The sequence below is a fragment of the Prochlorococcus marinus str. MIT 0917 genome (assembly GCF_027359575.1).
GTDB lineage: Bacteria > Cyanobacteriota > Cyanobacteriia > PCC-6307 > Cyanobiaceae > Prochlorococcus_B > Prochlorococcus_B marinus_D.
The window spans coordinates 378,247-391,364 of the sequence record NZ_CP114784.1 but is presented as its reverse complement, the minus strand read 5'-3'; the positions used below and the strand labels follow the sequence as shown (position 1 = coordinate 391,364).

Sequence of the window (13,118 nt, the reverse complement as noted above, 5' to 3'; positions counted from 1 at the left end):
TTTTTTTTTTTTTTTTCATAGAATAACTAAGAGAATTAAATTTTTAATTTGTCTTAGTTATTTTTTATATTTTTTAAATTAATAATTAATCTATTGTATGAATCTTTTTTCAATAGATTTACTTCCATTACATTATAATTGTTAACATAGTATTTAATATTTTTATAGAATAAATTCCATGACTGTTTAAATTTGTTTTTAACTTCTATATTGTTTCTTCCTCTTTCTCTCTTATCTCTTTTAAGTCTTCTTTGAAAACAGATGTCTTTTCTCCCGTCACATAAAATATTTATAGTATCTTGATAGTTTAAATCTAACCTATGTGCAAATATTCCTTCTATTATTAAGAATTGATTGTCATTATTATAGTTGATTGATTTTATTGATTTTGTTGATTTTTTCAATATAAAATTATAATTGTAAAATGTTATAAATCTATCTTCATTTTGTATTGATCTAAGTGTTTTATTTAATTCGTCTTTCTTTATACTAAATGGCCTATCATAAATATCATATATAAAGTTTGATAATATTTGGATTAATATATTATCTCTATAATATGAATCAGTTTTTATTACTATTGAATTATAAAATATTTTAGATAGCTTATTACTTAAATATGACTTTCCGGAGCCAGATGGGCCTGTAATTATTATAGTTTTCATTATTTACTTTATTACTTGTATAAATATAATAAAATTCTAAATTATTCTTAATAAGAAGTATTAGGTTATTTTATTGTAATTAAGCTCTTCAGTAGTCCAGTTTCTATTATTAAATCTGTTTTCAATAAATCGTAGAACTAGTATTATTGCAGGAATATGCATAAGTCCACCAAGTACAACGGTGATTTGGTTGTAAGGCATAATCTTTTCATTTGGTTTGTTTCAATATAGGTTATTAATCATTTGTTTTCTTAATATGTATCTTTTAGTCATATAAGTAATATTCAATTATAGGTATAATTACATTATTTCTGATAATTCCTTTTCGAAAAACCAATTTATTTCTCCATTAGTAAGTTTCACTACTAGTCCAAATTGATTTCCATCTACCATTTTATAACCAACTAATTCGACAACAGGATCCTTTCTTATTTTCTCAAGAATATTTTGTGGTAGTCGATCTTTTACTTCATTAATTTCAACTCTTAAACTTTGTCCCTTTTGAAGAGTTGAGGAGTCTCTTATCATTTTTAATTTACCTATTTATAATTCCATAATCATAATTCAGTTATCCAATTATTGATAGGGATAATTGATTCTCAATTCCGCTATATTTTATATATTCTTGAAATTCTGATGAATTAAATGCCTTTTGAGCAGCAGCTTTAGATTCAAATTCAACTATTACCCCTAATTGACCACCATCCCATTCGTTTAAATCTGAATTTTGATTCACATCTTTAGCAATAATTGTTCCACCTACTGATCTAAGCCATGGAACCACGGTTTTAACGTATTCAATAAATTGAGCTGTGCTTTCAATTTTGGCCTGTTTGAGCCAATACCCTTTTGTTCCCATCTCTTTATATTTTCTTTAGATTCTCTCATGCCGTGGTCGACAAATGACAGATAATGGGAAATAATTAATGTTTATAATTTAATAAGTATTTGTACTATCCTATATAACTTATGTTGTAAGATTTTTTTAATTTTAATTATTCATCAACTTAAATATATTTTTATATTAAATTTAACTATTGCTTATTATTTATAGGATTTATTGTTTCAAGTTTTGCCTTTAACTGCGAAGCAAGATGTTGACGACCGACTGCTAGTACTTTCAGGGTGTCTTCATGCATCCTTAATTGTGCATCTGCAACTTGCATACCTTTCACGAGTTCCTGTACTTCTTTTGGACAGTTTTTAAGATCATATTTTTTATCTTCAAATGTTAGAATAGCTTCCATTTCATTTGATTTGCTATTTGACATTCAATTAATATTAATTTCTATATAATATAGCATTAATTACATTCTTAAAAGCTTTTAATAAATTGTTTATCGCAAAACTCTTTATATCTTCCCTGCCTATTAATTAATTCTTTATGATTACCTACTTCGCATATTCTTCCTTTCTCAATAACTGCTATTTTATCTGCCTTTTGTATTGTTGATAATCTATGAGCGATTACTAAGACTGTTCTACTATGCATAGCTTGTTTAAGACCTTTTTGAACGGATTCTTCAGCTTCCGCATCCAAAGCGCTAGTAGCTTCATCTAGTAATAAAATTGTTGGATCTCCTACTAGAGCTCTTGCTATTGATATTCTTTGCAGTTGACCTCCTGAAAGATTGGTACCTCTTTCTTCTATAAAAGTTTCGTAGCCATCGGGGAATTGTTCAATAAAATCGTGAGCATTTGCAATTTTTGCAGCATTTACAATGTTTTGTCTGGTCGTGGACCTTCCAAATCTTATCGCTTCAGCAATGGTCCCTGAAAATATAAATGTTTTTTGGGGAACTATGCCTATTAATCTTCGTAAATAGTTGGTATTTACTTTGTTTAAATTGTACTCATCAATAAATATTGATCCTTTATTAGGTTCTATGAATTTTAATATTAATGAAAAGATCGTACTTTTACCTGCACCCGACGGACCTACTAGGGCAGTGATTTTACCACTATCTATCTCTAAACTTATATCCTCTATTACTTCATTATCCTGGCTATACGAAAAAAATACATTCTTAAATGTAATCTTCCCATCTAGTTTATTGGGTATCAAACCTCTATTAGATGTCGATATTTCATGTGGATTGACTGTTATTTCATTTAATCTTCTAAGTGATGCTTGTCCCTGCTTTAATTCGTTGTAGTTTGTAGTTATATGGCTTATTGGATCTATTAACATTATTAGTGCCGTAAAATAACTTCCAAATTCTTCGGTAGACATACCCCCAGTTTGTATTCTAAATGTTCCAATCGAGAGGATACTCAAAATGCCTATTACTTCTATTAAGCCAACTATTGGATGTTGAAGGGCTACAAGCTTAAGCATATTAAATTTGGCTTCTTTATGTAATTCAACTTGTTTATCAAAATCATTTTGCAACCACTCTTCTACTGCAAATGCTTTAACCATTGGTAGTCCTTGAATTGCCTCTGAAAGCAAACCTGCTAAAGAGCTAATTTTATTTTGACTTTTTTCGGATGCTTTTAATACTCTTCCTCCAAAATTACTAACTAATAATGCAATTAACGGAGCTAATATGATTGTTGCAAGTGATAAATTCCAGTCAATAAATATCATGTAACCAAATACGGCTAATAATTGAAATATGGATGGTGTCGTATCTTGAATAGATTTATAAATAACTTCTCCAACTCGATCAACATCCTCTGTTAGTCTGTATGCAATATCTCCAGATGAAAGTTTTTCTATGAATAGTATATTACTTTTTTGAAGTTTTCTAAATAGTGTTGTCCGAAGATCTTGGCTTATTGATAGTGCGGGCTTTGCTAGGAGACTATCTTGTAGATATTGTGCCGTTTTTTGAATTATAAAAATAATTAGTGCTTGTAAAATTACAGTTAAAACTAGTTTTGTATTTCCTTGACCAATACCAGGTATTAACTTTCCTGATAGCCATGCGAGTATTGGCCAGCAAATTACATATACAAACATGCTTATTCCACCCAGCAGCAAAATTGGCAAATGTCCCTTGAGTCTCTCTATCAGGTAAATGAAATTTATTTTGTTTTTTTGTTTCATTCCATCAAACTATCAATGTTTAATTTAAGGCAATTAAATGAAATTAGATCAATTTCTGAAATTTATTGGGATCGTTCAGACTGGAGGAGAAGCTAAAATGATTATTAAATCAGGAAAAATATCAGTTAATGGCATAGTTGAAAACAGAAGAGGAAGAAAATTAATTGATGGTGATCAAATTATTTTTGCAAATGAAACATACATTGTTCCAAATTCTGATCCTCTAGGCCGTAAGTTGGCAAGAAGCGAAAAATGAGGAGCCAGCGTGCGTAAACCCGTCATTGCAGGGAATTGGAAAATGAACATGACTTGTACTGAGGCGATTGAGTACATGCGTGTATTAATCCCATTATTGAAAGATATACCAAAAAAAGATAGGGAGATTGTTATTGCACCCCCATTTACAGCCCTGTACCCTCTCTCTGAGTTCATTAAGGATAAAAGCGAATATCTTTCTTTATCTAGCCAAAATGTTCATTGGGAGGATAGTGGAGCCTATACAGCCGAGGTTTCTCCTCTCATGCTTAACGAGCTCTCTGTTAAATGTGCAATTGTTGGACATAGTGAGCCACGAAAGTATTTCAGTGAAAGTGATGAACAAATAAATAAGAGAGCCCAATCGGCCCAAGATCATCAATTAATTCCAATTGTTTGTGTTGGAGAAACTATTGAACAAAGAGAGCTGGGTGAAGCAGAAAGGGTTATCAGAAGACAAGTTGATCAGGGTCTTGAAGGCATTGATGTTAAAAGGCTCATAGTCGCTTATGAACCAATTTGGGCAATAGGAACTGGCAAAACATGTGAAGCAAATGAGGCGAATAGGATTTGCGGATTGATTCGTAAATGGACTGGTTACGAAGATGTAATTATTCAATATGGTGGATCAGTTAAATCAAATAATATTGATGAAATCATGTCTATGTCAGATATTGATGGTGTATTAGTCGGTGGAGCCTCTTTAGATCCTACAAATTTTGCGAGAATTGCAAATTACGAAACAATATAATAAATATCTACCAGAACATTGGGAAAGAGAAACCCATTTAATGGCAATAGTAAATATCACTAAAGATTCATTTAGTGATGGTGGACTTTATATTGACTTACCGTCTGCAATTAAACATGCATCATTATGTATTAAACAAGGAGCACACATTCTAGATATTGGGGCACAGAGCACACGACCAGGTGCATCTGAGGTTGGAGCCGAAATTGAGATTAAAAGATTGCTTCCTTTAATAAAAGAATTAAAATTATTACATCCCGAGATACCAATTTCTGTAGACACTTATCATCATTCTGTCGCAGAAAAAGTAATAAATACTGGTGCCGATTGGATTAACGATGTTAGTGGTGGTCGTCATGATCCCGAGATCTTTAGTGTTATTGCAGATAAAGATTGTCCTTATATTTTGACTCATAGTCGTGGAAATAGTAAGACAATGGATTCTTTGGCTACATATTCAAACGTTGTTAATAATGTGAAAGATGAATTATTAAATCAAATCGATTTAGCAATATTGAAAGGTATAAATAATGAACAAATAATTATTGATCCTGGATTGGGATTTGGAAAGAATGTTAATCAAAACTTAACCTTGCTTAAAAAAATAGATGAATTTGTTTCTATGAATTATCCAGTATTAATAGGCGCTTCTAGAAAAAGATTTATCGGGTCAGTTCTTAATGAACCGGACCCTAATAAAAGAATATTTGGTACCTCTGCAGTGGCTTCACGTTGCGTTATTGCTGGAGTTGATATTTTAAGAGTTCATGATATTAAACAAATTTCTCAGGTTATAAGAATGACAAAGTCTATTATTTAATATATAACTAATCTTCTGTATTAACTCCTTCAATTCTATCTTCTACTTCTTGGTAAAGTTCTTTTAATTGTTCAATATTCTCATCAGATGTTTCCCAATATCCTCTCCCATTAACTTCCAAAAGTGTACCGACTATTCTTCTAAAACTATGAGGATTCAATTCCATTAATCTCTTCCTCATCTCTGGATCATTTATAAAGGTTTCATTTGACTCTTCATATACGAAATTATCAACTTGGCCACTAGTTGCACTCCATCCTAATGTGTAATTAAGTCTATTTGATACCTCTCTTACTCCCTCATATCCAGACTTGAGCATTCCTTCGTACCATTTTGGATTAAGTAATTTTGTTCTAGAATCTAATCTAATAGTTTCACTTAAAGATCTGACCTGTGCGTTGGCTGTAGTTGTGTCTGCTATGTAACTGCTGGGAGCTTTACCATCATCTCTAAGATTTTTAATTAAATTTGTTGGATCTGAATCAAAATAGTGACTTACATCTGTTAGTGATATTTCTGAAGAATCAAGGTTTTGGAAGGTAACGTCAGCTGTTTTCATAACAGATTCAAATACATCCCTGTTCTGATTCATTTCTCCTGGATTATCAGCGTTAAAAGCATATGTCTTCCTTGAAAGGTACATTTCTTGTAACTCATTTTCTTCTTCCCATGTTGAATTCTCTACTGCTAAATTGACATTCGAGCTATAACTGCCACTTGCGTTTGAGAAAACTCTGCTAGCAGATTCCCTGATGCTTTTCCCTTCCTTTTCTGCCTGTTCAAGGGCATGTTTTCTTACGAAATTCTGATCGATTGGCTCATCTGCCTCAGCAGCCATTTTTACTGCTTGATCAATCAATGCCATTTGGTTTATAAATAAATCTCTAAATACACCAGAACAGTTCACTACTACATCAATTCTTGGTCTTCCTAATTCCTGAAGAGATAGGAGCTCTAATTTATTGACCCTTCCAACAGAGTCTGGCTTGGGTTTTACACCTACGAACCATAGGATTTGAGCAAGTGATTCTCCATAGGTTTTAATGTTGTCAGTACCCCAAAGTACGCAAGCAATAGTTTCCGGCCATGTACCTTGTTCCTCTTTTTGTCTTTCAATAAGTTTGTCAACCACACCTTTTGCTGAAGCCACAGCCGCTACTGTTGGTATCGATTGGGGATCTAAGGCATGAATATTTTTACCACTTGGTAATACTCCAGGATTCCTTATGGGATCTCCACCTGGGCCAGGAATAACATAATCACCATCTAGAGCTTTTAACAAGCTTTCCATTTCTTTATCTGCACATATTTGCTCTAAACAAAATCTTAAATAGTCAAACAATTTATCAAGTGAATTTGCATTTACATTTTCAAAACCAGCTTTCTTCGCTGATGCTTGCCATGGTGATGGGATTGAGAAACCAATTCCTCTTAAGAATTCAACAATTAGGGTCCAAATATTCTTCTTCATATTTACTCTCCCATCTCTTCCTGTAAGAGACTTAACCATTGAACCAACGGCATCTCTTGCTGTTTCTGTAATTAGTTTATTAAGTTCAACATCTTCTAATATTCCCTTGTTATTGCCTTCATATACTTCCTCAATTGTTTTCCCTTTTGATTCAGCTAATAAACCTGGTAAAGATCTAATTCCATCATCTTCTCTTTCTATAGATGCGATACTTACTAATGTTGCAATAGCTTCTTCAGCAGTCGCTGGTTTTCCAATAGTGTGCAAGCCGCAAGGTAGTAATCGACTTTCTATTTCCATTAATTGTTTATAAACATTTCCTACTACCAAATCTCTTGCATCTATGTCTAATTCGGAGGCATCTTTTTCAGGTAGTTTTACATCTTCATCAAGATTACATTTTTTTGATGTTTCAACTATGGCGTTAACAATTTGAATTCCTCTTCCACTTTCTCGTAACTGTTGATAGGAACCAACTAATTCTCCAAGTTCTTTTAGACCTTTATATAGTCCAGCATTTTCAGCAGGGGGGGTTAAATAACTAATTGTTGATGCATAGCCTCTTCTCTTTGCGATAGTTGCTTCTGAAGGATTATTTGCTGCGTAGTAATAAAGATTAGGCAGACCTCCAATTAATGAATCGGGATAACAAGTCTCACTCATACCCATTTGTTTCCCAGGCATGAATTCAAGTGATCCGTGGGTGCCAAAATGTAGAACTGCGTCTGCCTTCCAAACTTTTTCTAAATAAGTGTAATAAGCTGCAAAACCATGATGAGGACTAGCACTCCTGGAATAAAGCAATCTCATAGGATCGCCTTCATATCCAAAAGTTGGTTGTACTCCAACAAATACATTGCCAAATTCTTTCCCATATATAAGAAGATTTTGTCCGTCACTATTTAAATTTCCCGGTGGCTTTCCCCAGTTTTCTTCTAACCTTTCAGAATAAGGAGTCAATTTTTCATATTCTTTTACGCTCATTCGATGAGCTATTGATAGTTCAGGAGAACCTTGTAAAGCTTCAGGATCATTTATTAATGTCTCCATCAATTCTTTTGGATTCCTAGGCATATCTTTTATGTCATAACCTTTCTGCTTCATTTCTTCTAAAACTCTATAAATTGAGCCAAACACATCTAAGTATGCAGCTGTTCCAACATTTCCTTTATCAGGTGGAAAACTAAAGACGGTAATTGCTAATTTCTTCTGGTCTCTTTTTTTTATTCTTAGTGATGACCATCTAATAGCTCTTTCAGCTATTGCGTCTACTCTGTCTTGAAGTGTATGAGCTTTGCCAGTGGCATCATCACGACCAGATAATACTATTGGCTCAATAGCTCCATCTAATTCAGGAATTGCAATCTGAAGCGCAACTTGAACGGGATGAAGACCTAGATCACTTCCTTCCCATTCTTGTGTTGTTTGAAAAACTAGTGGAAGAGCAACCATATAAGGTCGATTGAGTTTTTTTAATGCATCTATTGCTTTTGGGTGATCTTGCCTTGCAGGACCTCCTACAAGTGCAAAACCAGTAAGTGATACAACTCCGTCTACAATTGGCTTGTCTGGGTTGATTGGATCGTAATAAAATTCATTGACTGGCTTAGAAAAATCTAAACCACCACAAAAAATAGGTATAACTGTTGCGCCCCTATATTCAAGTTCTTGAATTACGGCAACGTAGTGAGCATCATCTCCAGTAACAATATGACTTCTTTGAAGTACAAGACCAATTACTGGGCCTTCTTTGGTCTTATTTGATAGGTCATCTCTAGATGCAGTCCAATTTAGATATTCTTTTTTATCCTCAAACATATTTGGTGCTAGAGGATGCCATATTCCTAAATCTGGGAATACTTCAGGCTCTGCAACTTCTATTTTTTCTTCTTCAATGTTTAGTTCTGCAAATACATATTTGCGCCCAAGCATTAGTAGGAAATTTTTCAGATTATCTGGAGTCCCTCCTAACCAATATTGAAAACTAAGCATAAAACTGCGAGCATCTTGAGCCTTGTCAACCGGTAGATACTTAAGAATTGAGGGAAGAGTATTTAGAAGCTTCAACATTGAATCTTGAAAGCCAGCACCACCTGATTCTTTCCTCTTCTTCATGAAATCACCAATGATGCTTTTACTTTGACCTAACTGGGCCATAGAAAAAGTACCCAATTTGTTCAATCGCATCACTTCGGGCATTGATGGAAATACAACCGCAGCTTTAAGATTTTCCTTATGAGGTTCAACTGCTTCAACAACTTTTTGTGCTAAATCTTCAATAAAAATCAGTGAAGCTACGAATAGATCAGCTTTTTCTATATCTTTTTTAAAGCTTTCATAATTGGCATTGTCTCTTAGTTCTTCAATTAAATATCCATTAAGTTCAATTCCAATGGGACCATTTTGAGAATTTAATGAATTAGCAGCTTGTGTAAGAGCATTTTGATATTGAGGCTCAAGAACCACATAAACGGCCTTCATCACTGCTTTATGCTTGTGATTCTCGACAGGTGAAACTCTGCGATTGGCTGAGCGAACCTGTGTAAACATCTTTTCTTCTATCGGAATTCGACCAAGCCTAGTGTTCAGTGGCCCTTTAGTGTGTTATTTAGTAAATGCGTGTTACAAGGGATGTCAAATATGATTGTAAAAAAAGAAATTCAATGAGTTCTGCCAATCAATCAATACCAGTTTTAGTTGCAGGAGCCCTAGGCCGAATGGGATCTGAGGTTATTAAAGCAATTAATTCATCCAAAGATTATCAACTTGTTGGTGCAATTGATAATCAGAAGGAAAAAGAAGGTCAAGATATCGGGTCATTAATAGGCATAGGACCTCTTAATGTATTTATTTCAAGTGATTTCGAAGGTTCTTTGTGTGCGGCAAGTCAGAACGTTCCTAAGGATGGATCAACTAATGGACCTGTACTAGTTGATTTCACTCATCCCAAGGTTGCTTATAAACACACTCGTACTTCTATTGCTTATGGAGTTCATCCTGTAATTGGCACTACTGGAATAACAACTGATCAATTAGAAGATCTCTCTAAATTTGCAGAAAAAGCTTCTCTTGGTTCGGCTATTATTCCAAATTTTTCAGTTGGTATGGTTTTGCTCCAGCAAGCCGCCGCATCAGCGGCTCGTTTTTATGAGTTCGCTGAATTGACAGAAATGCATCACAACAAAAAAGCTGATGCACCAAGTGGAACGTGTATTAAAACAGCTGAATTGATAGAGGAGCAACGCTCAGCTTTTAATAAGCCTTTAGTAACTGAAGAAGAATCTATAGAGGGTTCTCGAGGTGGATCTCGTCCTAGCGGCCTTAGACTTCATTCTGTAAGATTACCTGGACTGGTTGCTCATCAACAAGTCATGTTTGGATCCAATGGGGAGACTTATGAGTTAGTTCATAACACTATTGACCGTTCTGCTTACATGCCAGGTGTACTATTAGTTGTTAAAAGAATCAGATCGTTCAATAAATTAGTTTATGGATTAGAGGAAATCTTATAGTTATTCATACAAATGTTAATTCCGATCAAGTCAAATGAGATAAATAGGTTAATACCCTCTGTAGCAACTGGTATGCAGTTTAATTCTGCGTTAGGCAATCCGCAGAAGATTTTTCAACGGATTATGATCTCAGCCATTGGGGGTGTAATTACGTTGTTAATTAGTCAAAGCCAAGTGACAAGTCAGTTTTATTCTTTATGGTTGGTATTAGGTGTGGTATTTCTTTTATATATCTTATGGGGACCAATACTTGAAGCTAGCAGAAAAAATTCTCAATTTAAAAGATTCACTTTCTCAGCATTAGTTGATGGTTGTATATCTGATGTTTATATAGAAGACAGGATAGAAAATCAACAGGAACAAGCTAATAAAGATGGTCGTTTAGAGGTATTAGAGAAAAAAAGGACATGGGTAGTTTTGGATATAGAAGATGAAGACGGCTTTATTGGCAATATAAGTTTTCCACTACAAAATAAGTTCAAGATACTTACAAAAGGAATGAGAATTAACTGTGTAGTTTTTAGTAATAGAAGGGATTTTGAAACTATTCAGGAGATAAGTGATGCCTGGTGTCCAGAAATAAATTTATGGTTAGGTTCCTATCCATTGCTTCTTCGTCCTGCCTTCGAAGAATTTGTTAATATGAGAATTTAAAGCTAAATATCTTATAATAAAATGATATAATAGTTAGTATGAATATAGCAATTATTGGTTCAGGATTAACTGGATCATTGGCAGCAATATCATTAGCAAAGACTGGCTGTACAGTTGATCTTTATGAAAGATTATCTAACGAAGAACTTATAAATAGAGATAGAACATATGCTATAACTCATTCATCAAGAAAGATATTAGAAAATATCGGTATATGGTCTGATTTAGTGTCAAACTTAATCCCATTTCAATATCTAAATGTTATAGATTCTGAATTAAATAAAACAGTTCAGTTTCTTGTTAAAGATTTAAATAATTCTCAACAAAAATATCTAGCTATAGGATGGATTGCAGAACATAGGAAGATAATGTTATCAATATTAGAATTTATAACTGATATTAATAATATTAATAAAATTCCTACATCTGTTATACCGAATACCAACAACTATGATCTAATTGTTGTAGCTGATGGTTCAAATTCACTCACAAAAAAGAAGCTTAAAACACCTTCATTTAATTTTAAGTATGACCAAATTTGTATAACCGCTAAGGTACTATTAAGAGGAGTTAAATCTAACGAAGCATTTGAAATATTGAATTCTGAGGGCCCATTTGCTGTTTTACCTCTAGGTGGCGATTTGTTTCAAATTGTATGCAGTCAGTCTGTAATCAAAGGTACTTATAATATGAACTTATCCAAGTCATTATTTTTAGATTATTTATCAACAATACTTCCATCTGGTATTGAGCCAGATACTATTGTAGATGAACCAAATTCGTTTCCAATAAAGTTTGTATTTAACTATTCATTTTTTTCAGGTAAATATATTTATTTAGGTGAAACTGCTCATAAATTTCATCCTGTAGGAGGGCAAGGGCTCAACCTATGCTGGAGAGATGTTGATTGCCTGGCAAATATAATATCCAAGCCATTTTTTAAACATAATTTTACTTTTATTCCTCTTCTTTATTCATTTTCTAGATTTTTTGATGTTCTAACAATTTCTGTTTTGACAGATAGTTTAGTAAGATATTCAAGAAGTGATTTTAATGTTTTTGTGTTACCAAGAAGATTTATATTCTATATTTTAAAAAAATCATCTGTTATCAGAAGAGTTATTATAAACGTTTTGACTAATGGAGTATAGATTTTATTAACTATAAATGATAAATACAAGTAATGCTATTAATCCACCTTCACATGAACTCTGCACTTTTATCATTGAAAATCTTGGAATAAGTAAGAATGCAGTACAATTAGGAGTCAAAAGATCAATTTTGGAAAATTCACCTCTACCAATTGTTATGTGGAGTTATGGTCTGATTACACTTTCGCAACTAAAGATAATAATTCTATGGTTAAAAGATAATTAATACTTTATAAGACTTTCTATTAATAATTCAGAATCTAATTTTATTCTCCCGTGAAGTTCAGTAAGCTCCACAAGAAATATATATCCAATTAATTTACCTCCAGCTTCTCTTATCAACTTGCCTGCTGCACATGCAGTGCCACCTGTCGCAAGCAAATCATCAATTACTATAATTTTACTATCTTTTTCAATTGAATCCTGCTGGATCTCTAATCTGTCTTCACCATACTCAAGCTTATAATTTGTACCTATTACTTTTCCTGGCAATTTATTGGGTTTTCTAATAGGAATGAAACCAACCTCAAGCTTAAAAGCTAAGGCTGTTGCAGGAATAAATCCTCTAGATTCTATACCAGCTATATAATCGGGTTTTATGGTTGATACAAGCTTTTGTAGAGGAAGCATTAATTCATTCCATATCTTGGGCTCTTTATATATTGGGTTTATGTCTTTAAAGGAGATTCCTTCTTTTGGAAAATCACTTATTTCATTTATATATTTTTTAAAGTTTTCCATTCTTTACAAATATTAGTGTGCGGTTTTATAAAACTAACAATAAAGC

Annotated in this window: 14 protein-coding genes; 7 read left to right on the top strand and 7 right to left on the bottom strand. The window is 33.1% G+C overall.

The window, feature by feature from the left end; genetic code table 11:
- Nucleotides 1–53: 53 nt before the first annotated feature.
- From O5637_RS02070 to O5637_RS02050, 5 genes are all read right to left on the bottom strand, one after another.
- The gene (locus O5637_RS02070; RefSeq protein WP_269605686.1) at nucleotides 54–665 is read right to left on the bottom strand and encodes a uridine kinase family protein; all 612 of its coding nucleotides are present in this window, start codon (nucleotides 663–665) and stop codon (nucleotides 54–56) included.
- 300 nt (nucleotides 666–965) lie between these two features.
- Entirely contained in the window at nucleotides 966–1,193 is a 228-nt protein-coding gene (locus O5637_RS02065; RefSeq protein WP_269605683.1) for a DUF2862 domain-containing protein, read from the bottom strand.
- Nucleotides 1,194–1,233: 40 nt separating this feature from the next.
- Entirely contained in the window at nucleotides 1,234–1,524 is a 291-nt protein-coding gene (locus O5637_RS02060; RefSeq protein ID WP_269605681.1) for a DUF1330 domain-containing protein, read from the bottom strand.
- 175 nt (nucleotides 1,525–1,699) lie between these two features.
- Nucleotides 1,700–1,936, bottom strand: a complete 237-nt coding sequence (locus O5637_RS02055; RefSeq protein ID WP_269605679.1) for a DUF6447 family protein — start codon at nucleotides 1,934–1,936, stop codon at nucleotides 1,700–1,702.
- Nucleotides 1,937–1,980: 44 nt separating this feature from the next.
- Nucleotides 1,981–3,717, bottom strand: coding sequence for an ABC transporter ATP-binding protein (locus tag O5637_RS02050; protein ID WP_269605678.1), 1,737 nt, complete (start codon nucleotides 3,715–3,717; stop codon nucleotides 1,981–1,983).
- Nucleotides 3,718–3,754: 37 nt separating this feature from the next.
- Between O5637_RS02050 and O5637_RS02045 the strand changes: the two genes are divergently transcribed.
- The 3 genes from O5637_RS02045 to folP are packed head-to-tail and all read left to right on the top strand — an operon-like array spanning nucleotide 3,755 to nucleotide 5,543.
- Nucleotides 3,755–3,973 carry an RNA-binding S4 domain-containing protein gene (locus O5637_RS02045; protein ID WP_269605676.1) on the top strand — a complete coding sequence of 73 codons (219 nt, stop codon included), beginning with the start codon at nucleotides 3,755–3,757 and terminating at the stop codon, nucleotides 3,971–3,973.
- 9 nt (nucleotides 3,974–3,982) lie between these two features.
- Complete coding sequence (tpiA, locus tag O5637_RS02040; RefSeq protein ID WP_269605674.1) at nucleotides 3,983–4,723, top strand: triose-phosphate isomerase; 741 nt, start codon at nucleotides 3,983–3,985, stop codon at nucleotides 4,721–4,723.
- Nucleotides 4,701–5,543, top strand: coding sequence for a dihydropteroate synthase (gene folP, locus O5637_RS02035; RefSeq protein WP_420063723.1), 843 nt, complete (start codon nucleotides 4,701–4,703; stop codon nucleotides 5,541–5,543). The genes tpiA and folP overlap by 23 nt, the downstream gene beginning before the upstream one ends.
- A 7-nt stretch (nucleotides 5,544–5,550) precedes the next feature.
- Here the strand turns inward: folP and O5637_RS02030 are convergent, their stop codons facing one another.
- Nucleotides 5,551–9,564 (bottom strand): magnesium chelatase subunit H, encoded by a 4,014-nt coding sequence (locus tag O5637_RS02030; protein ID WP_269605672.1) that lies wholly within the window; start codon nucleotides 9,562–9,564, stop codon nucleotides 5,551–5,553.
- A 113-nt stretch (nucleotides 9,565–9,677) separates the two neighbouring features.
- Between O5637_RS02030 and dapB the strand changes: the two genes are divergently transcribed.
- Genes dapB through O5637_RS02010 form a run of 4 tightly spaced genes read left to right on the top strand, consistent with a single transcriptional unit; the run spans nucleotide 9,678 to nucleotide 12,557 of the window.
- A complete protein-coding gene (dapB, locus tag O5637_RS02025; protein WP_269605670.1) occupies nucleotides 9,678–10,526 on the top strand; it encodes a 4-hydroxy-tetrahydrodipicolinate reductase in 849 nt (282 codons plus the stop codon).
- A 12-nt stretch (nucleotides 10,527–10,538) separates the two neighbouring features.
- Entirely contained in the window at nucleotides 10,539–11,180 is a 642-nt protein-coding gene (locus O5637_RS02020; protein WP_269605668.1) for a hypothetical protein, read from the top strand.
- Between the two features lie 38 nt (nucleotides 11,181–11,218).
- Nucleotides 11,219–12,331, top strand: coding sequence for an FAD-dependent monooxygenase (locus tag O5637_RS02015; RefSeq protein WP_269605666.1), 1,113 nt, complete (start codon nucleotides 11,219–11,221; stop codon nucleotides 12,329–12,331).
- Nucleotides 12,332–12,347: 16 nt separating this feature from the next.
- The gene (locus O5637_RS02010) at nucleotides 12,348–12,557 is read left to right on the top strand and encodes a DUF2949 domain-containing protein (RefSeq protein WP_269605665.1); all 210 of its coding nucleotides are present in this window, start codon (nucleotides 12,348–12,350) and stop codon (nucleotides 12,555–12,557) included.
- On the opposite strand, the gene O5637_RS02005 is transcribed toward O5637_RS02010, so the two are convergent.
- Complete coding sequence (locus O5637_RS02005; RefSeq protein WP_269605663.1) at nucleotides 12,554–13,072, bottom strand: adenine phosphoribosyltransferase; 519 nt, start codon at nucleotides 13,070–13,072, stop codon at nucleotides 12,554–12,556. The genes O5637_RS02010 and O5637_RS02005 overlap by 4 nt on opposite strands.
- Between the last annotated feature and the right edge of the window lie 46 nt (nucleotides 13,073–13,118).